The 23765-nt window shown below is 72.3% G+C and carries 21 protein-coding genes and 1 pseudogene; 13 read left to right on the top strand and 9 right to left on the bottom strand.

Features of this window, described 5'->3' with window-relative positions:
• Positions 1 to 35: 35 nt before the first annotated feature.
• The 6 genes and pseudogenes from ACFW9O_RS33275 (at position 36) to ACFW9O_RS33250 (ending at position 5288) form a co-directional block, all read left to right on the top strand.
• A complete protein-coding gene (locus ACFW9O_RS33275) occupies positions 36 to 491 on the top strand; it encodes a MarR family transcriptional regulator (protein WP_351171042.1) in 456 nt (151 codons plus the stop codon).
• A 164-nt stretch (positions 492 to 655) separates the two neighbouring features.
• Positions 656 to 814 carry a hypothetical protein gene (locus tag ACFW9O_RS33270; protein WP_384614545.1) on the top strand — a complete coding sequence of 53 codons (159 nt, stop codon included), beginning with the start codon at positions 656 to 658 and terminating at the stop codon, positions 812 to 814.
• Positions 815 to 821: 7 nt separating this feature from the next.
• Positions 822 to 1772, top strand: a pseudogene (locus tag ACFW9O_RS33265) (serine/threonine-protein kinase); the annotation flags it as partial.
• 300 nt (positions 1773 to 2072) lie between these two features.
• On the top strand, positions 2073 to 3101 hold the full coding sequence (gene tdh / locus ACFW9O_RS33260) for an L-threonine 3-dehydrogenase (protein WP_384614543.1): 1029 nt from the start codon (positions 2073 to 2075) through the stop codon (positions 3099 to 3101).
• A gap of 53 nt (positions 3102 to 3154) precedes the next feature.
• The gene (locus ACFW9O_RS33255) at positions 3155 to 4348 is read left to right on the top strand and encodes a glycine C-acetyltransferase (protein ID WP_384614541.1); all 1194 of its coding nucleotides are present in this window, start codon (positions 3155 to 3157) and stop codon (positions 4346 to 4348) included.
• Between the two features lie 34 nt (positions 4349 to 4382).
• Complete coding sequence (locus ACFW9O_RS33250) at positions 4383 to 5288, top strand: LysR family transcriptional regulator (protein WP_351171033.1); 906 nt, start codon at positions 4383 to 4385, stop codon at positions 5286 to 5288.
• A gap of 55 nt (positions 5289 to 5343) precedes the next feature.
• On the opposite strand, the gene ACFW9O_RS33245 is transcribed toward ACFW9O_RS33250, so the two are convergent.
• Complete coding sequence (locus ACFW9O_RS33245; RefSeq protein WP_351171030.1) at positions 5344 to 5730, bottom strand: VOC family protein; 387 nt, start codon at positions 5728 to 5730, stop codon at positions 5344 to 5346.
• 108 nt (positions 5731 to 5838) lie between these two features.
• On the opposite strand from ACFW9O_RS33245, the gene ACFW9O_RS33240 reads away from it, so the two are divergent.
• A complete protein-coding gene (locus ACFW9O_RS33240; protein WP_384614539.1) occupies positions 5839 to 6474 on the top strand; it encodes a nucleoside/nucleotide kinase family protein in 636 nt (211 codons plus the stop codon).
• 46 nt (positions 6475 to 6520) lie between these two features.
• On the opposite strand, the gene ACFW9O_RS33235 is transcribed toward ACFW9O_RS33240, so the two are convergent.
• Positions 6521 to 8086, bottom strand: coding sequence for an LLM class flavin-dependent oxidoreductase (locus tag ACFW9O_RS33235; RefSeq protein ID WP_384614537.1), 1566 nt, complete (start codon positions 8084 to 8086; stop codon positions 6521 to 6523).
• A 12-nt stretch (positions 8087 to 8098) separates the two neighbouring features.
• A complete protein-coding gene (locus ACFW9O_RS33230; RefSeq protein WP_384614535.1) occupies positions 8099 to 9574 on the bottom strand; it encodes an MFS transporter in 1476 nt (491 codons plus the stop codon).
• A 60-nt stretch (positions 9575 to 9634) separates the two neighbouring features.
• Between ACFW9O_RS33230 and ACFW9O_RS33225 the strand changes: the two genes are divergently transcribed.
• Together ACFW9O_RS33225 and ACFW9O_RS33220 are read left to right on the top strand one after the other, a co-directional pair.
• Positions 9635 to 10162 carry a MarR family winged helix-turn-helix transcriptional regulator gene (locus ACFW9O_RS33225; RefSeq protein ID WP_384614534.1) on the top strand — a complete coding sequence of 176 codons (528 nt, stop codon included), beginning with the start codon at positions 9635 to 9637 and terminating at the stop codon, positions 10160 to 10162.
• A 138-nt stretch (positions 10163 to 10300) separates the two neighbouring features.
• On the top strand, positions 10301 to 11431 hold the full coding sequence (locus ACFW9O_RS33220) for an aminopeptidase P family protein (RefSeq protein ID WP_384614532.1): 1131 nt from the start codon (positions 10301 to 10303) through the stop codon (positions 11429 to 11431).
• Here the strand turns inward: ACFW9O_RS33220 and ACFW9O_RS33215 are convergent, their stop codons facing one another.
• The 3 genes from ACFW9O_RS33215 to ACFW9O_RS33205 all read right to left on the bottom strand — a co-directional run bounded on the left by ACFW9O_RS33215 (position 11432) and on the right by ACFW9O_RS33205 (position 15073).
• On the bottom strand, positions 11432 to 12448 hold the full coding sequence (locus tag ACFW9O_RS33215; RefSeq protein WP_384614531.1) for an aldo/keto reductase: 1017 nt from the start codon (positions 12446 to 12448) through the stop codon (positions 11432 to 11434).
• 95 nt (positions 12449 to 12543) lie between these two features.
• Entirely contained in the window at positions 12544 to 14304 is a 1761-nt protein-coding gene (treZ, locus tag ACFW9O_RS33210) for a malto-oligosyltrehalose trehalohydrolase (RefSeq protein WP_384614529.1), read from the bottom strand.
• A 208-nt stretch (positions 14305 to 14512) separates the two neighbouring features.
• Positions 14513 to 15073 (bottom strand): TetR/AcrR family transcriptional regulator, encoded by a 561-nt coding sequence (locus ACFW9O_RS33205; protein ID WP_384614527.1) that lies wholly within the window; start codon positions 15071 to 15073, stop codon positions 14513 to 14515.
• Positions 15074 to 15186: 113 nt separating this feature from the next.
• On the opposite strand from ACFW9O_RS33205, the gene ACFW9O_RS33200 reads away from it, so the two are divergent.
• The 3 genes from ACFW9O_RS33200 (at position 15187) to ACFW9O_RS33190 (ending at position 18497) form a co-directional block, all read left to right on the top strand.
• On the top strand, positions 15187 to 15873 hold the full coding sequence (locus tag ACFW9O_RS33200) for an SDR family oxidoreductase (protein ID WP_384614525.1): 687 nt from the start codon (positions 15187 to 15189) through the stop codon (positions 15871 to 15873).
• Between the two features lie 117 nt (positions 15874 to 15990).
• The gene (locus tag ACFW9O_RS33195; protein WP_384614523.1) at positions 15991 to 16995 is read left to right on the top strand and encodes an NADP-dependent oxidoreductase; all 1005 of its coding nucleotides are present in this window, start codon (positions 15991 to 15993) and stop codon (positions 16993 to 16995) included.
• Positions 16996 to 17138: 143 nt separating this feature from the next.
• Complete coding sequence (locus tag ACFW9O_RS33190) at positions 17139 to 18497, top strand: GH1 family beta-glucosidase (RefSeq protein ID WP_351170998.1); 1359 nt, start codon at positions 17139 to 17141, stop codon at positions 18495 to 18497.
• Positions 18498 to 18520: 23 nt separating this feature from the next.
• On the opposite strand, the gene ACFW9O_RS33185 is transcribed toward ACFW9O_RS33190, so the two are convergent.
• Together ACFW9O_RS33185 and ACFW9O_RS33180 are read right to left on the bottom strand one after the other, a co-directional pair.
• Positions 18521 to 19432, bottom strand: a complete 912-nt coding sequence (locus ACFW9O_RS33185; RefSeq protein ID WP_384614520.1) for a GNAT family N-acetyltransferase — start codon at positions 19430 to 19432, stop codon at positions 18521 to 18523.
• Positions 19433 to 19619: 187 nt separating this feature from the next.
• On the bottom strand, positions 19620 to 20564 hold the full coding sequence (locus ACFW9O_RS33180; protein WP_384614519.1) for a GNAT family N-acetyltransferase: 945 nt from the start codon (positions 20562 to 20564) through the stop codon (positions 19620 to 19622).
• 180 nt (positions 20565 to 20744) lie between these two features.
• Between ACFW9O_RS33180 and ACFW9O_RS33175 the strand changes: the two genes are divergently transcribed.
• Complete coding sequence (locus ACFW9O_RS33175) at positions 20745 to 21311, top strand: DUF1707 and FHA domain-containing protein (RefSeq protein ID WP_329206252.1); 567 nt, start codon at positions 20745 to 20747, stop codon at positions 21309 to 21311.
• Between the two features lie 13 nt (positions 21312 to 21324).
• Here ACFW9O_RS33175 and treY read toward each other — a convergent pair whose 3' ends face one another.
• On the bottom strand, positions 21325 to 23733 hold the full coding sequence (gene treY, locus ACFW9O_RS33170; RefSeq protein WP_384614517.1) for a malto-oligosyltrehalose synthase: 2409 nt from the start codon (positions 23731 to 23733) through the stop codon (positions 21325 to 21327).
• Positions 23734 to 23765: the final 32 nt, after the last annotated feature.

The raw sequence follows: 23765 nt of genomic DNA, 5'->3' as shown, positions 1-23765 counted from the left end.
CCCCGGCGCACGGCAAGACAGCCGAGAGAAGGACCATGGACAAGCCCACGCACTTGATCGAGTTCGAGACCATGCTGCTCGGGCGGCACCTCCAGCTGAGCGCGCCCCGGCTGAGGCGGAACAGCCAGAACCTGGACCGCAGCGCGTACACCCTGCTCAGCCGCATTCGGATGGAGGGCCCGATGTCCATCGGGCAGCTCAGCGACGCCTTCGGGCTGGACGCCTCCACGCTGAACCGGCAGACCGCCGCCATGCTGCGGGCCGGGCTCGTCGAGCGCATCCCGGACCCCGACGGGGGGATCGCCCGCAAGTTCCGCATCACCGAAGAGGGCGCGCACGACCTCGACGCCGAGCGGTCCGCCAACATCCGCGGCCTGGAGAAGGTCATGGCCGAGTGGGATCCGGAGGAGGTCGCCGCCTTCGCCACGTATCTCAAGCGCTTCAACACCGACATCGAGCACCTCGACGGGCGCCCCTGGCCCCGCCCCTGATCCGGCAGGAGCCGAGTGCGGTGACCGGCCGGTCCGTTGCACCGTGTCCCCGCTCTCCTACGGGTGCAGCAGTTGGCCGGATCCCCGTGCCCGTCGAAACGGCCCTCCTATGATCGAAGCCGCATCCGGGAGATGGGGGTCAGGGGCTCGTGGCGCACCTCGGGATGATTCGCAGACACCGCATTCCCGCTGACGCGCGGTGGGAGACGGCCGAGTCGCCCGAGGAGACGACGCGCGAGGCCGGTGAGTTCTCAGAACTGGTGGCCGAGAGGCAGGCCGACATGCTGGTACGGCTCGGGTCCGGCCTCGGGAAGCGGAGCTGAGGAACCGGTGGACGAGCTTCGGCCCACGGACCCCGCACGCATCGGCGAGCACCGGCTGCTCGGACGCCTCGGCGCAGGTGGCATGGGGGTGGTCTACCTCGGCCGTACGGACGAGGGAGCGACCGCCGCCATCAAGGTGATCCTCCCGGAGTACGCGGGGAACGACCAGTTCCGGGCCCGGTTCCGCCGTGAGGTCGAGGCCGCGCGCAGCGTGCGCAGCCCGTGGGCCGTCACGGTCATCGGTGCCGAGACCGAGGGCGAACGCCCTTGGCTGGCCACCGTGTTCGTACCCGGCCCCTCGCTCGCCGAGGCGGTCACCCGCTGCGGACCGCTGCCCGCCCGCAGCGTGCGGGTGCTCGGTCAGCTGCTCTCCCGTGCCCTGACCGCCGTACACACGGCCGGACTCGTCCACCGCGACGTGAAGCCCGGAAACGTCCTGCTCGCCGTCGACGGGCCGCGGCTCATCGACTTCGGCATCGCGCGGGCCGGTGACGCCACCGTGCTCACCGCCACGGACATCGTCGTCGGCACCCCCGGCTTCCTGTCGCCGGAGCAGGCCTCCGCGGACGGTACGGCCCCGGGCCCCACGAGCGACGTGTTCTCACTGGGCTGCCTCCTCGCGTACGCCGCCACAGGCAGGCCGCCCTTCGGCAGCGGGGCCGTGGACGCACTGCTGTACCGCACCGTGCACGACGAACCCGACCTGGAAGGGATCGGCGACACCGCACTGCGCGCCCTGGTCGCCGACTGCCTGGCCAAGAACCCCGCGGACCGGCCGACAGCGCGACAGCTCGACGAGCGCATCGTCGAGGAGGCCCCGCACGGGTCGATCGGCTGGCTGCCCGAGGACGTCGTGCGGCTGATAGCGGACCGGTCCGCCGTGATGCTCGCCCTGCCCGGCATCGAGCCCACGATCGCCGAGGAGCCCGTGCCCGCACCACCGGGCAGACGCCGCTTTCGCCGCACGGGAGGCCCTGCGTGACGAACCGGCCGGCAGCGGCGCGGCGCCTCCGCCACCGCGGTGTGAAGCACAGCTGCGGCGGAGCTTAAGAAATCCTCGATGGACCTGGGGCCCGGCGTACGGCACTGTCGTTGTGACGGCAGTGGGCGGCGGATCACGGCGTTCGTAGGACGTACGAACGCAGGTGTTTCGCCCTTTCCCGTCGCCGTACCCCCATGCACCCCGGGCCGCAGGCCGCCTTCGGCATGCCCCCGGCCCGGGGTATTCACCAGGTACCAGGTACAGGGAGCCGCAGCCGTGAAGGCACTCGTGAAGCACAAGGCCGAGCCGGGACTCTGGCTGATGGACGTGCCGGAGCCGGAGATCGGCCCCGCAGACGTGCTGATCAAGGTCCTGCGCACCGGAATCTGCGGCACCGACCTGCACATCCGGAACTACGACGGCTGGGCGCAGCAGGCCGTGCGCACCCCGCTCGTCCTGGGCCACGAGTTCGTCGGCGAGGTCGCGGACCTCGGGGCCGACGTCGTCGACATCAAGATCGGTGACCTGGTCAGCGGTGAGGGCCACCTGGTCTGCGGGAAGTGCCGCAACTGTCTGGCCGGACGGCGCCACCTCTGCCGCTCCACCCTCGGCCTCGGTGTCGGCCGGGACGGGGCGTTCGCCGAGTACCTGGCGCTGCCCGCCTCCAACGTGTGGGTGCACCGGGACAAGGTCGACCTCGACATCGCCGCGATCTTCGACCCGTTCGGCAACGCCGTGCACACCGCGCTGTCGTTCCCGCTGGTCGGCGAGGACGTGCTGATCACCGGCGCGGGACCGATCGGCATCATGGCCGCCGCCGTCGCCCGCCACGCGGGCGCCCGCAGTGTCGTCATCACCGACGTCAGCGAGGCCCGTCTCGAACTGGCCAGGAAGGTCGGCGTCAGCCTCGCCCTCGACGTCAGCAAGGAGACCATCGCCGACGGCCAGCGCCACCTCGGCCTGCGCGAGGGCTTCGACATCGGTCTGGAGATGTCCGGCCGCCCCGAGGCGATGCAGGACATGATCGCGAACATGACGCACGGCGGCCGCATCGCCATGCTCGGGCTGCCCGCCACCGAATTCCCCGTCGACTGGTCCCGCGTCGTCACCTCGATGCTCACGATCAAGGGCATCTACGGCCGTGAGATGTACGAGACGTGGTACGCCATGTCCGTCCTGCTGGAGGGCGGACTCGACCTCGCCCCCGTGATCACCGGGCGGTACGGGTACCGCGACTTCGAAGCCGCCTTCGACGACGCCGCGAGCGGCCTCGGCGGCAAGGTCCTGCTCGACTGGGCCGCCTGACCCACCGGCCCCACCTCGCACCCCGGCCCGTACCCACCTGGGAGACATCCTTCATGTTCGACTCCGTACGCGACGACCTGCGCCTCACCCTCGACGAGATCAGGGACGCCGGACTCCAGAAGCCCGAGCGGGTGATCGGGACCCCGCAGTCCGCCACCGTCGGCGTCACCTCCGGGGGGCGCTCAGGCGCGGTCCTCAACTTCTGCGCCAACAACTACCTGGGCCTCGCCGACCACCCCGAGGTCGTCGCCGCCGCCCACGAGGCGCTGGACCGCTGGGGCTACGGGCTCGCGTCGGTCCGCTTCATCTGCGGCACCCAGGAGGTCCACAAGGAGCTGGAGCAGCGCCTTTCGGCCTTCCTCGGCCAGGAGGACACGATCCTCTACTCCTCCTGCTTCGACGCCAACGGCGGTGTCTTCGAGACCCTCCTCGGCCCCGAGGACGCGGTGATCTCCGACGCCCTCAACCACGCCTCCATCATCGACGGCATCCGGCTCTCCAAGGCGAAGCGGTACCGCTACGCCAACCGCGACATGGCAGACCTGGAGCAGCAGCTCAAGGAGGCTTCCGGGGCCCGGCGCCGCCTCGTCGTCACCGACGGCGTGTTCTCCATGGACGGATACGTCGCCCCGCTCGCGGAGATCTGCGACCTGGCCGACCGCTACGACGCCATGGTCATGGTCGACGACTCGCACGCCGTCGGCTTCGTCGGGCCAGGCGGCCGGGGCACCCCCGAGCTGCACGGCGTCATGGACCGCGTCGACATCATCACCGGCACGCTCGGCAAGGCGCTGGGCGGCGCCTCCGGCGGTTACGTCGCGGCGCGCGCCGAGATCGTCGCCCTGCTGCGCCAGCGCTCGCGCCCGTACCTCTTCTCCAACTCGCTCGCCCCGGTCATCGCCGCCGCCTCCCTCAAGGTCATCGACCTGCTGGAGTCCGCCGGCGACCTGCGCGAGCGGCTCAACGCCAACACCGCGCTCTTCCGGTCCCGGATGACGGCGGAGGGCTTCGACATCCTGCCCGGTGACCACGCCATCGCCCCCGTCATGATCGGGGACGCGGCGAAGGCAGGCCGGATGGCGGAGCTGCTCCTGGAGCGCGGTGTGTACGTGATCGGGTTCTCGTACCCCGTCGTCCCGCAGGGAGCCGCGCGCATCCGCGTCCAGCTCTCCGCCGCCCACTCCACCGACGACGTCAACCGCGCGGTGGACGCGTTCATCGACGCGCGGGCCGCGCTGGGGGAGTAGTCGCCGGTCTCCGCCGACCTGGGACAATGAGCGCATGATCGATGCACGGCGGCTGCGCATTCTCCGTGCGGTGGCAGACCACCGCACGGTGACCGCGGCAGCCGCCGCGCTCTACCTCACTCCCTCCGCCGTCTCCCAGCAGCTCGCCGCCCTGGAGCAGGAGACCGGACACCGCCTGGTCGAGCGCGGTGCGCGGGGTGCCAGGCTCACCGCGGCAGGGGAGATCCTGCTGACCCACGCCAACGAGGTGCTCGCCCAGCTGGAGCGGGCGGAGGCGGAGCTCGCCGCCTACGGCGCAGGTGTGGCGGGCACGGTCACGGTCGCCGCGTTCGCCACGGGCATCGGCCTCGTCCTGGCCCCCGCCATCGCCGAGCTGACGCGCACCGCCCCCGGCATCCGGGTCCGTGTGCAGGACGCCGAGGGCGACGCGAGCGTGCCGATGGTGCTGGACCGGCAGGTCGACGTGGCCGTCGCCGTCGAGTACCGGGGCGCGCCCGGTGACGACGACCGGCGCCTCACCCGGGTGCCGCTCTACTCCGAGCCCTTCGACGCGGTGCTGCCGGTCGGCCACCGCCTCGCCGGGCAGGAGCACGTCGCCGTCGCGGACCTCGCCAAGGACCCGTGGATCGGCCCGTACCCCGGCAACCCCTGCCATGACGTGGTGGTCCTGGCCTGTGAGTACGCCGGGTTCGAACCTCAGCTGGAGCACTCCTCGGACGACTTCCACGCGGTGGTCGCACTGGCCGGGGCGGGCGCCGGGGTGGCGCTGGTGCCCCGCTCGGCGCTGCGCGGCATGGACCTCGGCAGCGTCGTCGTACGGCCCGTGGAGGGCAGCGCCCCGACCCGGCGGGTCTTCGCCGCGGTGCGGCAGGGCGCCGAGGGGCATCCGCTGATCAGGCCGGTCCTGGAGGCACTGGGGTCGGCGGCGGGGCTGGCGTAGCCCGCGGCCGTGCGTGCGCGGAGCATGGCAGCTCCCGCGCACGCCCCGGCGCAGCTCAGGCGGGCTGCAGCAGGTCCCACCGGTTGCCGTACAGGTCCTCGAAGACCGCGACCGAGCCGTAGACCTCGTGGCGCGGCTCCTCCAGGAAGCGGACCCCGGCGGCCCGCATCCGCTCATGGTCGCCCGCGAAGTCCTCGGTGTGCAGGAAGAGGCCGACCCGGCCGCCCGCCTGCGCCCCGACGGCCGCCAGCTGGGCGTCGCCCTTCGCGCGCGCCAGCAGCAGCCCCGTGCCCTGCGTGCCGCGCGGACGCACGACGACCCAGCGCGAGCCGTCGCCCCGGTCCGTGTCCTCCACGAGCTCGAATCCGAGCGCGTCCGTATAGAAGGAGAGAGCCTCGTCGTAGTCGCGAACGACCAGGGTGACCAGGGCGATATGGGACATGGGGGGCCTCGGGTTCCTCGGAGGGACGGATACGCGCGTCTGTACGGCTGCACGTCGGTTATACGTAACACTAACGCCGCCACGGCGCACCCGTGGACAATGCCCGGCATGGCCACGAGCGACTTCACCGAGCTGACGGCCCGCGCCCGCCGTCTCGCCTCCCCGGGCGGGCGCCACATCCTCGGCATCGCGGGACCGCCCGGAGCCGGGAAGTCCACCCTGGCCGCCCGGCTCGTCGAGTCGCTCGAAGGACACGCCGTCCTCGTCCCGATGGACGGTTTCCATCTGGCCGGTGCCGAGCTGGAGCGCCTCGGCCGTGCCGACCGCAAGGGAGCCCCGGACACCTTCGACGCCGCGGGATACGCGGCCCTGCTCCGGCGGCTGCGCCTCCCCGACGGTCCGGACCCTGTGTACGCGCCGGCGTTCGACCGGAGTCTGGAGGAGCCGATCGCCGGGGCGGTACCCGTCCCTCAGGACACCCCGCTCGTGGTGACCGAGGGCAACTACCTGCTCCTGGCCGAGGGGCCCTGGACGCCGGTCCGCGCGCTGCTCGACGAGGTGTGGTTCGTCGACGTCGATCCCGGGCTGCGGACGCGCAGGCTCGTCGACCGGCACGTGCGGTTCGGCAAGCCCCGCCCGTACGCGGAGCGCTGGGTCGCCCGCTCCGACGAACCCAACGCCCGGCTGGTGGAGCGGTACCGCGACCGCGCCGACCTGGTCGTGCGGCTGCCGGACACGCCCTGACACCTCCGGGCTCCCGCCCCGAGGAGCCGGGTCGGCGGGCCTGCTGTCACCAGCCGGTGCCGAACCGCGCCATCGGCTCGATCAGTTCGCGCTCCTCGTAGGCGAGATGGGACAGCAGCGCGTCCGCGAGCAGGTCGACGGCGGCCTTCAGGCCGTCCCTGCCCGAACCGTCCCCGATGAAGGCGACGAGCGCGCGGTCGAGCCTGTCGATGACTCCCCGCACGGCGTGATGCTCCTCGGCCAGCCGGTCGAGCACCGGTGCCAGGAGCGGCTCGGACCGGCGCAGGTGCGGGAAGAGGTCCTGGTCCTCCCGTGTGTGGTGCAGGGTGGTCACCTGGCAGTAGGAGGCGCAGTACGCGCCGAGCGCCCAGCTGTTCCGGCGCACGCTCAGCTTCTGGATCCCGGACCTGGCCCCACCGGGATCCGCACCGTCCTCCAGTACCTGCCGTACCACGTGGCGCAGTCGGTCCAGGTCCGAGCGGAGCCGGTCGTGGGCGGCGACGAGATTGCGGGCCGGCTCCTGGGCGCTGCGTGCATACCGTCGATCCGGGTCGACGGCGGGCCCCGTGGGGCGGGTCGACTCGTCCCACAGCCGTTCGGCCGACAGGCGCACGCGGTCGTCGGGCGTCGCACGGACGGACAGGCGTTCCGGCAGCGATCCTCCGCGCCCGTGCGGCAGGTCGCTGCCCGCCTCCTCCGCAGGGGGACGCGGACGGTCGCCGGACGCCGTGTCCGTACCGCTCCGGCGTGCCGCGGACACCAGTTCCCGGGTGGCCGGCGCCACCTCGGCGGCGAACAGTTCGAGAAGGCGCGGCTGTTGGACGGGCAGCAGGAAGGCGCTCGTCCCGTGCTCCAGCGCCAGAGCGGCGAGCTGCTCGGGCCAGGCCCCGGGCTGCCCCTCCGGGAAGCCGCCCGGTCCCGGCGAGAGGTTGTAGAGGCGGCGCACCGCCTCCGGGGGCCTGCCCGCACGGACGGCTGCCTCGTCGATGATCCGGTGTCCTGCCGCGAGTCGCCCCGGCGGCACGTGCGGCACGCTGGGCAGCCAGCCGTCCGCGACGGACCCGGTCAGGTCCAGCATCCGGGGGCCGATCGCGCCGATCCAGATTCCGACGGGGTGTGCGGGAGCGGGGCCGGAGGACGCGCCATCGAGCCTGTAGTGCTCGCCGTCGACGTGGACGCTACCGCCCTCGGTCCACAGCGCCCGGATGACCTCGACGGCCTCTCGGGTCGCCCGCACCGCCTCGCCAGGGGTGCGTCGCGGCCCGCCGTCGGCGGCGATGGAGTCCCAGTAGGCCCCCGCTCCGATCCCCAGCTCCACCCGGCCGCCGCTGAGCCGGTCCAGGCCGGCCGCGGCGCGGGCCAGTAGGGCGGGTGGCCGCAGCGGCAGACTGGCGACGTTGGGGAAGACCCGCACCCGGGAGGTGGACGCGGCGATGAAGGAGAGCACCGTCCAGGCGTCGAGCAGACCGGGCCGGTACGGATGGTCCGGGACGCTCACCAGATCCAGGCCGGCCCGGTCGGCGGCCTGTGCCGAGGCCACCGCGTCCTCGGCCTGTCCGGCCGACGGCATCAGCACGGTGCCGAAGAGCAGGTTGTGTCCGTAGTCGGGCATGTGGGCCAACTCCTAGGCGGTGGACGGGTCTTCGTCCGGGGTGGTAACGGGTGGGGTGGCCGTGCGCCACAGTGCTCCCGGGCCGGCGAGCGCCACGAGGGCGGCCACGGCCAGGGCGATCGCCGACATCGCGAAGGCGGTGGTGTAGCCGGACTCGGCGGGCAGCCGGGTGCCCGGGACCGTCCGGGCCGCCACGAGGGAGGCCGCGATCTGCGCGCCGAGCGAACCGCCGACGGTCCGCATGACGGTGTTGATGCCGGTCGCCTCTCCGGTCCGGTTCCGGTCGACCGCGCTGACGACCAGGTTGGCCAGGGCCGCGAAGGCGAACCCGACACCGGTGCCGAGCACCGCGGAGCCGGCGTACATCGCCCACTCGCTGTCGTGGGCCGTGGCGTAGACGGCGAAGCCGGCCACCCCGATCAGGCAGGCGAGCACCAGCGGCAGCTTCCAGCCCGCGGCGGCGCCGATCCGTCCGGCGAGCGGGCCGGCGATCAACATGGTCACGGCCATCGGGACCATGAACAGTCCGGACTCGGTGACGGAGGCCCCGAAGCCGTACCCGGCCCCGGTGGGGGTCTGGGCGAGCATCGGTACGAGAGTGAACGCGCCGTACATGCCGAAGCCGATGACGAGGGCCGTGATGTGGCTGGACAGGACAGCGGGACGGCGCAGCAGCTCGATGTCGATCAGGGGCTCGCGGACCTTCTTCTCGACGTACGTGAAGACCGCGAGGAGTACGACGGCCGTCGCGAAGAGGGCGATGATGCCGCCCGACGCCCAACCCCAGGACCTGCCCTGGCTGATGGCGATCAGCAGGGCCACGATGCCGGCGCTCAGCAGCACCACGCCGGCCCAGTCGATGCGCCCCGGTGAGCGTCCCGGGGGCTCCTGGACGAACGCGGCCACGGCCACGATGCCCGCCAGGATCACGATCAGGCCGGTCCAGAAGATCCAGTGCCAGTTCAGGGCATCCATCAGGGGGCCGGGGATGACGAGCCCGACGCCGAAGCCGATGCCGAAGGTCGACGAGATCAGGCCGATCGCCAGAGGCACGCGCTCACGCGGGAACTGGTCGCGCACGATCCCGAAAGCCAGGGGGAAGGCGGCCGAGCCGACGCCCTGGACGGCGCGGGCCGCGATCAGCAGCCCGAGCGAGTCGGACAGCGCGGCCAGCAGGGTGCCGGCCGCGAAGACGGTGAGGCTCGCGAGGAGCACCCGCCGTTTGCCGAACATGTCGCCCACCCGGCCGAGCAGTGCGGTGGCCACCGATGCGGTGAGCAGGAAGGAGCTGAGAACCCAGGAGACGGCGGTCGCGGAGGCGTTGAACTCGCGCTGGAGGCCGGGGAGCGCCGGGACGACCATCGTCTGCATCAGCGAGAAGGACAGCACGGCGAGGAGGAGGGCCGCGAAAGGTGCCGCGGTGCGGCGTCGCGGGTCCGCCGTCGGCGGCTGGGCAGGGGTGCGGGCGGAGCGTCGAATTAATAGCACGGCGGAATCATTACATGACGTAATTCTTACGTCCAGTCACTGACCGGATAGCATGCGTGCATGAGCGAATCCCCCGAGTGCGGGCCCGACGGCGCGGTCCCTTCCGAGGCCACGGAGCGGGGCTCCCGCCCGCCGGGCCTGCTGGCACTGCCCTCGTACCTCGCCAGCCATGTGGGGCGCATCGGCCACGACGCACTGGTCGCGTCCGTGGGCGAGTACGACCTGCGGCTGCCCCACTTCGCCACGCTGACCGCCCTCGCGGACTTCGGGCCGCTGCCGCAGCACGTACTGGCGGAACGGCTGGGATTCCAGCGCAGCCACCTGGGGGGCTACCTCGACCTCGTCGAGGAGCGCGGCCTGGTGTACCGGGCCCGGGACAAGGCGGACCGGCGGCGGCAGGTGGTCGGTCTGACGGAGGAAGGCGGCGCGCTCCAGCGCCGGTTGCTCAAGGTGGCCGAGGAGTCCCAGGAGGCGTTCCTGGCGTGTCTGTCACCCGCCGAACGCGAGACGCTGACCGCGCTGCTCCGGCGCATGCTGGACGCCGACGACCGGGCGGGCGGCACGGCGGCAGGCGCCCGGACGAAGTAGCCGGCCCGGTCGACCGCCCGGCGTCGCGCCGGGGCGGCCCGGTCGTACGGCTTCACGGCGCGCCCCGAATGCGTTCGCGTCCACCGGCACGTACGGGCAGGATGCTGTGTGCCGCGTCGTCCCGCCAGGAGGTCCGCCATGCCCAGCCCCGACCAGCCCGTACCCTTCACCGCCGACGACTACAGGGCCCGGATGACCCGGGCGGCCGAGTCCGCCGACGCCGCAGGCCTCGCGGGCGTCCTGGTGGCGCCGGGCCCCGACCTGGTCCACCTCACCGGGTACCGGCCGACCGCCGCCACCGAACGCCTCACCCTGCTCGTCATCAGGGCGGGCCACGACCCCGTCCTCGTCGTCCCGGCCCTGGAGGCCGCGGACGCCGAACGGGCCGTCGGCGCTCCCGTCCTCACCCTGCGGGACTGGACCGACGCCGCGGACCCGTACGCCCTGACCGCCGAACTGCTCGGCGACAAGGGCCGGTTCGGTGTCAGCGACAACGCCTGGGCGCTGCACCTGCTCGCGCTGCAGGAGCTCCTTCCCGCCACCTCGTACGCCTCCCTCACCGCAGCCCTGCCGATGCTGCGCGCGGTCAAGGACGCCGCCGAGCTGGAGCGGCTCGCCGCGGCGGGGGCCGCCGCCGACGCCACGTACGAACGGATCCTGAAGGTCCGCTTCTCCGGCCGGAAGGAGACCGACGTCGCCGCGGATCTCTCCGCCCTGCTCGTCGAATTCGGCCATTCACAGGTCGACTTCACCGTGGTCGGCTCCGGTCCCAACGGTGCCAACCCGCACCACGAGGCCGGCGACCGCACCATCGAGCAGGGCGACATGGTCGTCCTCGACTTCGGCGGCCTCAAGCACGGCTACGGCTCGGACACCTCCCGTACGGTGCACGTCGGCGCACCCACCGCGGAGGAGCAGCGGGTGCACGACGTCGTACGGGAGGCGCAGGAGGCGGGCTTCCACGCGGTGCGGCCCGGTATCGCCTGCCAGGAGATCGACCGGGCGGCGCGCGCCGTCGTCACCGAATTCGGCTACGGCGAGCGCTTCATCCACCGCACCGGCCACGGCATCGGTGTCACCACCCATGAGCCGCCCTACATGATCGAGGGCGAGGAGCAGCCGCTGGTACCCGGCATGTGCTTCTCCGTGGAGCCCGGCATCTACCTCCCGGGCCGCTTCGGTGTCCGGATCGAGGACATCGTCACCGTCACCGAGGACGGTGGCCGGCGGCTGAACAACACCCCGCGCGAACTGGCGGTCGTCGACTGATCAATCCTGCGGCTCACGGTCGCGGAAGCGGTGCAGCACGTCGTACGGGTAGGGCAGCGGACGCGCGCCGGCCTCGTCCAGCCGCGTCTCCTGGTCCGGCGTCAGTTCCCAGCCCACGGCGCCCAGGTTGTCGGCCAGCTGCTCGACGGTGCGGGCCCCGATGATGGGCGCGGTCACGCCGGGACGGCCGAGGAGCCAGCGCAGCGCCACCTGCGCGGGGGTGCGCTCCGCCTCCTCGGCGACCGCGACGAGCGCTTCGACGACCCGCCAGGTCTCCTCGTTGTCCCGCTCCCGCCAGGCCTCGCGACCCAACTCCTCCTGGTAGCGGGCCTCGCGGGTGCCGGGCGCCGCGGCGGTCATGCCCCGCCGGTACTTCCCGGTCAGCCAGCCGCCCTGGAGCGGGCTCCAGGGGATGATGCCGACGCCCTCCGCCAGGCTCACCGGGACGAGCTCCCACTCCAGCTCGCGGGCCAGCAGGTTGTAGAGCGGCTGGAGGCTCACATAGCGCTCCCAGCCGTTCCTCCCGGCCAGGTCCTGCGCACGCTGGAGCTGGGAGGCGGAGAGGTTGCTCGCGCCGAGGTAGCGCACCTTCCCCGCCTTCACCAGGGTGTCGAGCGTCGAGAGGGTCTCCTCCACGGGCGTCGTGGCGTCCCACACATGGGTCTGGTAGAGGTCGATGTAATCCGTGCCGAGCCGTCGCAGGCTCGCCTCCACGGCCGACACGATGTGCTTGCGGCTCAGGCCGCCCGCGTTGGGCGCCTCGCCCATCGTCCCGAACACCTTGGTGGCGACGACCAGGTCGTCCCGCCTGCGGCCCTTCAGCCAGCGGCCGACGATCTCCTCGGAGACGCCGCGGTGATAGACGTCGGCGGTGTCGATGAACGTCCCGCCCGCCTCCGTGAAGACGTCCAGGATCCGGTGGGCGCTCGCCTCGTCCGTGTCCTGGCCGAAGGTCATGGCGCCCAGGCAGAGCTCACTGACGCGCAGCCCCGAACGGCCGAGGAATCGCTGCTTCATGGGGTCCCCTTCACTTGTTCCCGTTGCCCGGTGACGAAGCTACGAGTTGAAGTGCACCCGAAGGCAAGGGACTTGTTCAGCCCCGAGTGCCTTGTTCAGTCGTCGGCCAGAACCACGCACGACTCCGGCGGCAGGTGCAGCAGCCCGTCGCTGCCCGGTGCGTCGACCGGCTCCCAGGCGGCCAGGACCCTGCCCCCGCCGGTGCGGTGACGTCCGCCGCCCAGCGCGATGGTGGCCGGCTTCCCGGAGAGGTTGACCGCGACCCGCAGATCGCCCCTGCGGAACGCCAGCCAGCGCGCCTCCTCGTCGTACGCCGTCCTGACGGAGGCCAGATCGGGATCGGAGAGGTCGGGCATGGCCCGGCGCAGCGCGATCAGCTCGCGGTACCAGGCCTGGACGCGGGCGTGCGGTTCGCGCTCGGGTTCGCTCCAGTCGAGGCAGGAGCGGGCGCGGGTGAGCGGGTCCTGCGGGTCGGGGACGTCCTCCTCCGCCCAGCCGTGCTCCGCGAACTCACGCCGCCTGCCGTCGCGTACGGCCCTGGCGAGATCCGGGTCGGTGTGGTCGGTGAAGAACTGCCAGGGGGTGCGGGCGCCCCACTCCTCGCCCATGAAGAGCATCGGGGTGAAGGGGCCGGTGAGCACGAGGGCCGCCGCGCAGGCCTGGAGCCCGGGGGAGAGGGTGGCGGCGAGCCGGTCGCCGAGGGCCCGGTTGCCGATCTGGTCGTGGGTCTGGGCGTAGCCGACGAAGCGGTGGGCGGGGGTGCGGGTGACGTCGACGGGGCGGCCGTGCGTACGGCCCCGGAAGCTCGAGTACGTACCGTCGTGGAAGAACGCGCCGGTGACGGTCTTGGCGAGGGCGGCCAGCGGGGCGGAGGCGAAGTCTGCGTAGTAGCCCGTGGACTCGCCGGTGAGCGCGGTGTGCAGGCAGTGGTGGAAGTCGTCGTTCCACTGGGCGTGCAGCCCGAGGCCGCCCTCCTCGCGCGGGGTGGTCGTGCGCGGGTCGCAGAGGTCGGACTCGGCGATCAGGGAGAGCGGCCGGCCGAGCTCGGCGGCGAGGGCGTCGACGGCCCCGGACAGCTCCTCCAGGAAGGTGAGCGCCCTGCTGTCGGCCAGCGCGTGCACGGCGTCCAGGCGCAGCCCGTCCAGGCGGTAGTCCCTCAGCCAGGCGAGCGCGCTGCCCAGCAGATACGAGCGGACCTCGTCCGAGCCCGGGGCGTCGAGGTTGACGGCCGAGCCCCAGGGCGTGTGATGCGTGTCGGTGAAGTACGGGCCGAAGGCCGGCAGGTAGTTGCCCGAGGGGCCGAGGTGGTTGTGGACCACGTCCAGGACGACCCCGAGACCCAGGCCGTGCGCCGTGTCGACAAAGCGCTTCAGTCCCTCCGGGCCGCCGTACGGCTCGTGCACGGCCCACAGCGACACCCCCTCGTACCCCCAGCCATGGGTTCCGGGGAAGGGGCAGACGGGCATCAGCGACACATGGGTGACACCGAGCTCCACGAGATGGCCCAGGCGCTCGGCAGCGGCGTCGAAGGTACCCGCCTCCGTGAACGTACCGATGTGCAGCTCGTACAGGACGGCGCCCGGCAGCCCCCGCCCCGCCCAGTCGCCGCGCCAGGTGTAGGCCTCGTGGTCGACGACCGCGCTCTCGCCGTCGGGTCCGTCCGGCTGGCGGCGCGCACGCGGATCGGGGAGCACGGGTCCGTCGTCGAGCACGAAGCCGTAGCGGTCACCGTCGGCCGCCTCGGCCTCGGCCGTCCACCAGCCCTCCCGCAGCGGATCGCGCTCCATGGGCTGCCGCCCGTCCGCGGTCTGCAGCACGGCCGACTCGGTTCGCGGGGCCCACACGTCGAACTGCATTCACCACTCCTCGTCCATGAACCGGATGCCCGGCGACGGGCCCCGTGATCGGCGGAAGTCGCACTCGGGGCACCGGGGGACCGGAGCGAGCCCGTTCTGGCGATCAGCGTCTGGTTCTGATCATTGCCCTACCGGGTTCCGCTCATACGTGGAGTGCCCGGGAAGTGGTGACGAGGATGGACCGGATGGGGTTCCTCGGTCCGTGGGCTCAGTCGCCGGCCGTCAACGAAGCGCGCGCGGCGGTGAGGATCTCCTCGGAGAGCGGGGAGCCCTCGGTGGCCCGGGCCAGGACGAGTGCGCCGAGCATGGTGCACAGCCGGGCGATGCCGTCCTGGTCCTCCGTCGCGAGCCACTCCGCGAAGTCGCCCACCCCCTCGGTGTAGACGCGGCGGGCCTCACGGTCTCCGGGTTCGCGCGCCATGTCGCCGGCGAGTGCGGCCGCGGGGCACCCGTCCGCCCTGCCGTCACGGTGCTCGACGGAGAGATAGGTGTCGATCAGCGCCCGCTGGGCGGCGTCGCGCTGCCCGGCGTACCGCTCGAGGCCGTCGTCGCGGCGCCGGGTGAGCTCGGCGAACGCGTGGGCGGTGGCTTCGTCGACGAGCGCCTCCTTGGAGGCGAACTGCTTGTAGAAGCCGCCGTGCGTCAGGCCGGACGCCTTCATGAGATCGGCGACGCTGACGTGGGTCCCCTGCTCCCGGAACAGCCGGGAGGCGGTTTCCACGACCCGCCTGCGGTTCTCCTCCGCCTGTGCCTGCGATACGCGGCCCATGGGCCACCTCCCGATTGGATGTCGATTGGCATCTATTCTAGACCGGTGTTTAGATTGCAGTCATAATCTAATTCTCACGGGCCGCTCGTCGCCCGCAACACCTGGGAGCAGGCATGGAACTCAAGGACGCGATCGTGGTGGTCACCGGCGCCAACCGAGGGCTCGGGCGGCATCTGGCAGCCCAGCTCGTGGAGCGCGGAGCGAAGGTGTATGGGGCTGCCCGCCGACCGGAGACGGTGGACCTGCCGGGTGTCATCCCCCTGCGGCTGGACGTGACGGACGAGGAATCGGTCCGGGCCGCGGCCCGCACGGCATCCGACGCCACGCTGCTGGTGAACAACGCCGGTATCTCCACCGCCACCCCGCTGATCGCGGGCGGCCTGGACGCGGTCCGCCTGGAGATGGAGACGAACTTCTTCGGGCCGCTCGTGGTGACGCGGGCCTTCACCCCCGTCATCGAGGGCAACGGCGGCGGCGCGGTCCTCAACGTCCTGTCCGTCCTGTCCTGGCTGCACCCGGCCGGCCTCGGGTCCTACGCCGCGGCCAAGGCCGCGGCATGGGCGCTGACCGACGCGGCCCGGGAGGAACTGGCACCCCGCGGCATCACCGTCTCGGCACTGCACGTCGGATACATGGACACCGACATGGCCGCGGGAGTTCCCGCCGATCAGAAGGCCGATCCCGCCGCCGTTGCCGCACAGGCCCTGCACGGCATCGAGACGGGCCTGCCCGAGATCCTCGCCGACGAGACCACCCGGTACGTCAGGCGGAACCTGGCCGCTTCGCCGGAGGCGGCGTGAGAAGCGGACCGCCGCACCGATGAACCGATGTCCGAAAGAAGATGTCCCGTAAGGAAGGAAGCCCAGGATGAGCACGGACCCCGTCCCTTCGCGGACGAGGAGAGGACGGAGACGACGATGAAGGCCTTCATGATCGAGCGGTACGGCGACAAGGCCGGCGTGCACGCCGGTGAGGTGCCCGACCCGCAGGTGGGTGCCGACGACATCCTGGTGCGGATCCACGCGGCGAGCGTCAACCCGCTCGACCTCAAGCTCCGCGACGGAGCTTTCAAGGCAGTCACGCCGTACCGCCTTCCGCTCATCCTGGGCAACGACCTCGCCGGAGTGGTGGTCCGGGTGGGTCCGGCCGTCACGCGGTTCGCGGTGGGCGACGAGGTCTACGCGCGGCCCGACAAGGACCGCATCGGCACGTTCGCCGAACTCATCGCCGTCCACCAGGACGACGTGGCGATCAAACCGGCCACGCTCACCATGGAGGAGGCCGCGTCCCTTCCGCTGGTCGCCCTGACCTCGTGGCAGGCGCTGGTCGAGCGGGCCCAGGTGCAGCCGGGCCAGAAGGTCCTCGTCCACGGGGGCTCCGGCGGCGTCGGCACCGTCGCCGTCCAGCTCGCGAAGCACCTGGGCGCGCACGTGGCCGCCACCGCGAGCACGGCCAACGTCGACCTGGTGAAGGAGCTCGGCGCGGACGTCGTCGTCGACTACCGGAAGCAGGCTTTCGAGACGGTCCTCCACGGCTACGACGTCGTCCTGGACACCGTCGGCGGCGAAACGCTCGAGAAGTCCCTGCGGGTACTCAGACCGGGCGGAAAGGTCATCAGCGTCGCAGGTCCGCCCGATGCGGCCCTCGCCCGCGAACTGGGCCTGAACGCGGTCCTCCGACTGGCGATGAGCGCGCTGAGCTTCCGGACGCGGCGGCGCGCCAAGCGCCGCAACGTGACGTACTCGTTCCTGTTCATGACGGCCGGAGGCGACCAACTGCGGACACTCGCACCGCTCATCGACGCCGGGAGGATCCGTCCCGTCGTCGACCGCGTCTTCCCGTTCGAGCAGACCCGGGAAGCCATGGAGTACGTCGAGAAGGGCCGCGCGAAGGCCGGGAAGGTCGTCGTCGCGATGATGTGAGCGACCGCCCCCGCCCGACGACCCGTGAAGGCCGCCTCCGCGAAGGGAAGTTCCGGGGTCCGGCACCGTCGGGCGGGCGACGGTAGCCGTGGCACCCCGGAGAGTGATACACAAGATCCCCCTTACGGCTGCTGGAGGCCGAGATGACCGTGCCGACGTTCCCACCCGGATTCCTCTGGGGAGCCTCCGCGTCCGCTTTCCAGACCGAAGGGGCGTTCGACGCCGACGGCAAGGGGCCCTCCGGCTGGGACGCCTTCGCGGCGCAGCCCGGACGGATCAAGGACGGCACCGACACCACCCGCGGCACCGGCTTCCACGAGCACTACCGCGAGGACGTCGCCCTGCTCGCCGGACTCGGCGCGGACGCCTTCCGCTTCTCCATCAGCTGGCCCCGCGTCGTGCCGGGCGGCAGCGGCGCGCTCAACCCCGCGGGGCTGGACTTCTACGACCGGCTCGTCGACGAACTCTGCGCCCACGGCATCACCCCCGCCCCGACGCTCTACCACTGGGACACCCCGCTCCCGCTGGACGAGGCCGGCGGCTGGCTCAACCGGGACACCGCCTACCGCTTCGCCGAGTACGCGGGCATCGTCGCGGAGCGCCTCGCCGACCGCGTACCCATGTGGATCACCATCAACGAGCCGGCCGAGGTGACGATGCTCGGCTACGCACTCGGTGAGCACGCCCCCGGACGCACCCTCCTGTTCGACGCGCTGCCCGCCGCCCACCATCAACTCCTGGCCCACGGACTGGCCGTACGGGCGCTGCGTGCCGCGGGCGCCGACAACATCGGCATCGCCCTCTCGCACACGCCCGTGTGGACCGCGGGGGAGACCGAGGAGGACCGCCTGGGGGCGGAGCTCTACGACACCCTCACCAACTGGCTGTTCGCCGACCCCGTCCTCACCGGCCGCTACCCCGACGAGGGCTTCGCCGCCCTGATGCCGGGCCCGGTCGAGGACGACCTGAAGGTGATCTCGACGCCGCTCGACTGGTACGGGGTGAACTACTACAACCCCACCCTCGTGGGCGCCCCGAGGCCCGAGGCGCTGGACTCCTTCTCCGGCTACACGATGCCCTCCGAACTCCCCTTCGGAATCAGGGAGATCGAGGGGTACGACACGACCGACTTCGGCTGGCCCGTCGTCCCCGAAGGGCTCGCCGAGACGCTCGGCGAGCTGCAGAGCCGCTTCGGCGACCGGCTGCCGCCCGTCTACATCACGGAGAACGGCTGCGCGGTCGACGAGCCCGTCGCCGACGGCCGGCGCATCGCCTTCCTGGAAGGACACCTGGGGGCGCTGCGCACGGCCATCGACGCGGGCGTCGACGTGCGCGGCTACTTCACCTGGTCACTGACCGACAACGTGGAGTGGACCGAGGGCGCCAGCAAGCGGTTCGGTCTCGTCCACATCGACTACGAGACCCTGCGGCGCACTCCCAAACAGTCGTACGCCTGGTACCGCGACGTGATCAGCGCCCAGCGCGCCGCCGGGACGGGCTGAACGCCCCGGCGGCAACGGGTGGCTCACACCAGGTGGATGCGTTCCTGCACGATGCGGTGACCGGCCCGGGAGAACGCGGCAGCCATCGGCGTGTTGCCCCGGTCGGTCGCGCCCGCGATCGACGTCGCACCCTGACCGGCCAGGAAGTGCGTGGTCTCCACGAGCAGGTCGTATCCGTAGCCGTGCCCCCGCGCCTCGGGCACGACCCCGATGAAGCCGACGCACGGCCCGCCCGGATTGCGCGCCGGAACGTGGATTCCGGCGAGCCTGCCGTCCCGGGTGTGGGCGAGCTGCCACCAGGAGCGTGGTGAGGGGCACCAGTTGAAGAAGTCGAGCTCCTCCCGGGCCGCCTGCTCCAGGCCGCCCGGGCCCTCGATGGAACGCCGGGCATGGGCGTCCAGCGTCACGGAGTGGACCCGCCGCAGGACGTCCAGGATCACCGCGTCGTCCGGCTCCTCCCGGAAGTCGAGCCTGCCGGGCCGCTCGGGCAGACCGTCGCCGGGCGTCCATTCGTAGCGGTAGCGCTCGACCAGCAGCTTCATACCGGCCGCCTCGGCCGCGGCGATCCGTGCCCCGGCCGCTGCCCGCACCTCGGGGGCGTCCCGCCAGCCGGCCGGCACGATCAGCTCGTACTCGACCGACCACGGCGCACGGCGCAGCAGTTCGGCGGCCGCCCCCTCCTCGCCCTCGGCGAAGTCGAAGTAGTTGACCAGCACGGGCTCGGTGTCGTCGGGGCCGCCCCACCAGGCCGCCCTGGCGACGACGACCCCGTCGCGCAGAGCGACCCAGGTCCACTCGGGGCGGTACTCACCGCCGTCGTGAACCGTGGCGTAGCGGTGGCCGAACGCGGCGCGGCCGACGAGGCAGGGAGCCTGCAGGGAATGGAAAAGATGTGCGTCGCTCTGGGTGAGCGCGCGGATGACCGTATCGGTCACTGGGTGTCCTCCGGGACTCGTGACGAGAAGCGTGGTGCGCTCCCGGTCAGACCGAGTCCGACACCGCCCTGCGGGCGGGACGGGAGCGCGGGAACGAAGCTGTACGCATCCGACTCGCCTCCTTCCGCATCCGGGGCCTGGGTTCCGCACCGACGGTACGGCCCCCGAGCCCGGTCGTCCACCCGATTTACGGTCGGTCCCACACCATGTCGAAGGAGCGTTCGAAGTTGATGTAGCCGAGGCGCTCGAACGACTTCGCCATCGGGACGTTCCCGACGTCGGTGCTCGCCCTGATGCGCTCCACGTCCTGCGCGGCGAGCACCCGCGTGCCCTCCGCCAGGATGTCGTCGATGTATCCGTGCCCGCGGTGCGCCGGCAGGACCCCGATGTACGCGATCATCGGGTGGTAGTTGTTGCGGGCCGGAATGACGAAGCCCACCGGTCGGCCGTCCGGCAGCTCCGCGACACGCCACCATTCCTGCGGAGTCCTGAGACCCGCGAACTCCTCGTCGTACTGCTTCTCCGCGGCCTCGCGGGCACTCAGGCCGGACGCCAGGTCCGCCTGGCCGTGCGCGTCCAGGGTGCCCGCCATCACCGGGGTCATCAGGGCCACGAGGTCCTCGCGTCCGGTGACCGGGCGGAACACCAGCCGGCCGGTGTCCTGGGGTACGGGCGTGCCCGCCCGCCACTCCAGCCGGAGCCGCTCGACCAGCATCCGCGCGCCGCTCGCCTCCATGACCCGTATCCGGGCCTCGACGACATCGCGCGCCGCCGGGTCCTCGCGCCAGTCCGGCGGGATGTAACGGCCGTACTCGGGCGGGACCGTCCCGGCGGGCACGACCGCGGCGGACGCCTTCTCCAGCAGCTCCAGCCCGATCGCGCCGCGCTCCGGCTCCGGCAGGGTGTCGTCCAGGTCGAAGAAGTCCAGGAACTGCGGGGCGCCCCCGTCCTGGCCCGTCCACCAGGCGATCCGGGCCACGAGACGGTCGCCGCGCAGGGCCACCCACATCCACTCGGGGCGGCGGCGGCCGGTGGCGAGGTCGTCGGCGAGCTCGTGGTCGAGGACGTACGGAAGACGGCAGAAGAGACCGAGCTCGTCCGCTCCGGTGAGCGGACGGACGGTCAATTCCATTGGTGCAAGGGTCACAAAGGCTCCTGGATGCGGTGTGGGCCGCCGAAGGACGGCAGCGGGCGACGATAACAACATCCGTGCGGCCGGTGTGCGGTATTTATCCGCCGCCCCGCAGGTCAGAACGACAGGAACCGGGCTCCTTCTGGACACCCCAGGCCTCTCGGCCCGACAATCGGTGCTGTGACGTCCTCCTTCGAGCCCTACACGTACCCCGCGCGGCTGTCCGACGCCCAGCGCGACCGTGTCCTCGGTGTGCTCAGAGACGGCGCGGCGCAGGGGAAGCTGTCCCACGACACCTTCCTGCGACGCATGGAACTCGCCCTGACGGCCCGGCGCTCCGAGGAACTGGCGGCGCTCACCTCCGACCTGGAGACCCGCGGGCGCTGGTCCCGCAGGCTCTTCCGTGCGGTGGGCGGCGTCTCCGCGTTCCCCGCGGGGGTGCGCAGGGCCTGGCAGTCCGAGCGGCTGCCCAAACTGCTCCTGCCCGTGCCGGGCCCGCACCCGCTGCGCATCGGCAGGGACCCGGGCAACGGACTGCGGCTCAGCCACGAGACGGTGTCGCGGCTGCACGCCGAACTGACCGCGCACGGCAGCCGGTGGATCCTGCGCGACCTCGGCTCGACGAACGGCACCTGCGTCAACGGCCAGCGGGTCATCGGGTCGGCAGCCGTGCGCGACGGCGACCAGGTGAGCTTCGGCCGGATGACCTTCCGGCTCTCCGCCCCCCTGCCCGGACCCCCGGCCTGAGCGGAGGCGCGGCTCAGCCGCCGTCCGCGGGCTCTCCTCCCACCGCCTTCACCAGCAGCGCCACCGGCCGTTCGGCGAAGAGTTCGGCCACCGCGACCGTGGTTCCCGTGAACTCCCGCCCGGGGGACAGCAGGTCGTGCCACGGGCCCTCGTCGGGCAGCGTCAGCGCCGTATCGCCCCAGCCGCCCTCCTCCTCCAGCCTCAGCGAGAGCCTGGTCACCGCCGTGACGGCCTCGCCCGAGCGGCAGAACGCCAGGCAGTGGGCGGCGGCCGGCCCGTGTGCCGCCAGCGGGACGTACGTGCCCGACTCGCCGAAGAGCCCGGGCCGCTCCCGCCGCAGCCCCAACGCCGCCACGGTCAGACCGGCCTTCTCGTCGGGCACGTCGGCCGGAGGCCGGCTGAACGGCTTGCGGTTGTCGGGGTCGACCAGGGCGATGTACTCCCGCTCCGTGCCCTGGTACAAATCGGGGACGCCCGGCATCGTCAGATGCACCAGCGCCGCGCCCAGCACATTGGCCCGCACGAAGGGGGCGAGGGTGTCGGCGAACCGCGTCACCATCGCCCGCGCCTGGCCCGTGTCGGCGCCCGGGCCCGCCGCGACGAACTCGCTCACCGCGTGCTCGTACGCAGGATCCGGCTCCGTCCAGCTGGTGAACAGGCCCGCCTCCCGTACGGACTTCAGCAGCGCCGGCTCCAGTCGGCCCGTCATCTCCCCGGCCGGCAGGCTCGCGCAGCCGTACGCCGACTGCCAGGCCTGCCAGGCCAGCTGAGGGTCCGGAGCGGACACGGTCGTCGCCCGGGCCAGCTGCGCCACCAGCGAGGCCCACCGCTCGGGGCACTCCGACAGGACCGCGATCCGGGCCCGTACGTCCCCGCTGCGCTTGGTGTCGTGCGTGGTCAGCACCGTGCCGGTGGCCGGCCAGTCGCGGGACAGCCGGGCGCAGAAGGCGTGGAACTCCTCCGGGCTCACCGCCGGCCGTCCGGGATCGCCGCCCACCTCGGTCGCGGAGATCAGCGGAACGTAGCGGTAGAAGGCGGTGTCCTCCACGGACTTGGCGTGCAGCGCGGACGCCGTCTGTGCGAACCGGGCGCAGAAGGCCGTGTGCTCCGGCCCGTCACCGAGCCGGCCCAGCGCCAGGTCCCGCACCACGTCGACGGCCGCCGCCTCCTGCGGTACGGAGAAGACCGCCTTGGCCTCCTGGACCGCCTCGGCCGGAAGTGCCGACTCCGCGACCTCCGTGAGCGGGCCGCCCGCCGTGACGTACGGACGGTAGACCGGGACCCGGACGAGCAGCTCGCGCACCGCCGTGTGCAGGGCCCACGGGGCGTGGTCCACGAGTGCGGGATCCCCGGAGCACGCCTGCACGGCGAGGCGGGTCAGCCACTCCGTCTCCGCGGCGAGCTCATGGGTGACGACGCGGTACGCCGCCCGGCGGACGGTCGCGGTCCAGTAGCCGCCGCGGTCGCCGGGCGGGCCCGCGAAGTCGCGGTAGCGGCCGAGCAGGTCCGCCGCGCCCATCGGGTCGGTGAACAGACCGTCGATCCGGTGGAGCGCGTCGTAGCCCGTCGTCCCCGCGACCGCCCAGCCGGCGGGCAGGGGTTCGGAGCCGGTGAGGATCTTCTCGACCACGGTCCACCGCCCGCCGGTCGCCCCGCCGAGCCGCTCCAGGTACGCGGCGGGGTCGACGAGGCCGTCCGGATGGTCGATGCGCAGACCGTCGATGAGTCCCTCACCGACCAGCTCCAAGACCTTGGCGTGGGTGGCGGCGAAGACCTCCGGGTGCTCGACACGGACGCCGATCAGTTCGGAGATGGTGAAGAACCGCCGGTAGTTGAGTTCCGTACGGGCCAGTCGCCACCAGGCGAGCCGGTAGTGCTGGGCGGCGAGGAGCTCCGGCAGGGGCAGGTCCGCGGTGCCCTCGCGCAGCGGGAACTCCTGGTCGCCGTAGCGGAGCACCGGCGAGCCGTCGTCGCGGGCGCCGACCTCGAAGCGGCCGGACTCGTCGCCGATCCGCCCCGCGAGCACGGGCAGCAGCACCTTGCCGCCGCCCGCCGCCCAGTCGATGTCGAACCAGTGGGCGTACGGCGACGAAGGCCCCTCACGCAGTACCTCCCACAGCTGCCGGTTGTGCCTGGGCGCGGCGGCCATGTGGTTGGGCACGATGTCCAGGATCAGCCCGAGACCGTGCGCGCGTGCCGTGGCGGCCAGCTGCCGCAGCCCCTCCTCCCCGCCGAGCTCGGCCCGCACCCGGCCGTGGTCGACGACGTCGTAGCCGTGCCCGGAGCCGGGCACGGCCTCCAGGACCGGGGACAGATGCAGATGGGAGACGCCGAGCGCGGCGATGTACGGCACGGCGAGTCCGGCGGCGGCGAACGGGAAGTCCGGTTGGAGCTGGAGCCGGTACGTGGCGGTGGGCGTCATGGACACGTACGTACCCAGCCTGACGGCTTCTG

Source organism: Streptomyces sp. NPDC059499 (assembly GCF_042749285.1).
GTDB lineage: Bacteria > Actinomycetota > Actinomycetes > Streptomycetales > Streptomycetaceae > Streptomyces.
This window is presented reverse-complemented; position numbering and strand designations above follow the sequence as displayed.

What these genes read in the sequence shown, in the direction of transcription:
- ACFW9O_RS33275 (WP_351171042.1), top strand. Translation starts at nt 36, where the DNA reads ATGGACAAGCCCACGCACTTGATCGAGTTCGAGACCATGCTGCTCGGG.
- ACFW9O_RS33270 (WP_384614545.1), top strand. Translation starts at nt 656, where the DNA reads ATGATTCGCAGACACCGCATTCCCGCTGACGCGCGGTGGGAGACGGCC.
- ACFW9O_RS33255 (WP_384614541.1), top strand. Translation starts at nt 3,155, where the DNA reads ATGTTCGACTCCGTACGCGACGACCTGCGCCTCACCCTCGACGAGATC.
- ACFW9O_RS33250 (WP_351171033.1), top strand. Translation starts at nt 4,383, where the DNA reads ATGATCGATGCACGGCGGCTGCGCATTCTCCGTGCGGTGGCAGACCAC.
- ACFW9O_RS33245 (WP_351171030.1), bottom strand. Translation starts at nt 5,730, where the DNA reads ATGTCCCATATCGCCCTGGTCACCCTGGTCGTTCGCGACTACGACGAG.
- ACFW9O_RS33240 (WP_384614539.1), top strand. Translation starts at nt 5,839, where the DNA reads ATGGCCACGAGCGACTTCACCGAGCTGACGGCCCGCGCCCGCCGTCTC.
- ACFW9O_RS33235 (WP_384614537.1), bottom strand. Translation starts at nt 8,086, where the DNA reads ATGCCCGACTACGGACACAACCTGCTCTTCGGCACCGTGCTGATGCCG.
- ACFW9O_RS33225 (WP_384614534.1), top strand. Translation starts at nt 9,635, where the DNA reads ATGAGCGAATCCCCCGAGTGCGGGCCCGACGGCGCGGTCCCTTCCGAG.
- ACFW9O_RS33220 (WP_384614532.1), top strand. Translation starts at nt 10,301, where the DNA reads ATGCCCAGCCCCGACCAGCCCGTACCCTTCACCGCCGACGACTACAGG.
- ACFW9O_RS33215 (WP_384614531.1), bottom strand. Translation starts at nt 12,448, where the DNA reads ATGAAGCAGCGATTCCTCGGCCGTTCGGGGCTGCGCGTCAGTGAGCTC.
- treZ (WP_384614529.1), bottom strand. Translation starts at nt 14,304, where the DNA reads ATGCAGTTCGACGTGTGGGCCCCGCGAACCGAGTCGGCCGTGCTGCAG.
- ACFW9O_RS33205 (WP_384614527.1), bottom strand. Translation starts at nt 15,073, where the DNA reads ATGGGCCGCGTATCGCAGGCACAGGCGGAGGAGAACCGCAGGCGGGTC.
- ACFW9O_RS33200 (WP_384614525.1), top strand. Translation starts at nt 15,187, where the DNA reads ATGGAACTCAAGGACGCGATCGTGGTGGTCACCGGCGCCAACCGAGGG.
- ACFW9O_RS33195 (WP_384614523.1), top strand. Translation starts at nt 15,991, where the DNA reads ATGAAGGCCTTCATGATCGAGCGGTACGGCGACAAGGCCGGCGTGCAC.
- ACFW9O_RS33190 (WP_351170998.1), top strand. Translation starts at nt 17,139, where the DNA reads ATGACCGTGCCGACGTTCCCACCCGGATTCCTCTGGGGAGCCTCCGCG.
- ACFW9O_RS33180 (WP_384614519.1), bottom strand. Translation starts at nt 20,564, where the DNA reads ATGGAATTGACCGTCCGTCCGCTCACCGGAGCGGACGAGCTCGGTCTC.
- treY (WP_384614517.1), bottom strand. Translation starts at nt 23,733, where the DNA reads ATGACGCCCACCGCCACGTACCGGCTCCAGCTCCAACCGGACTTCCCG.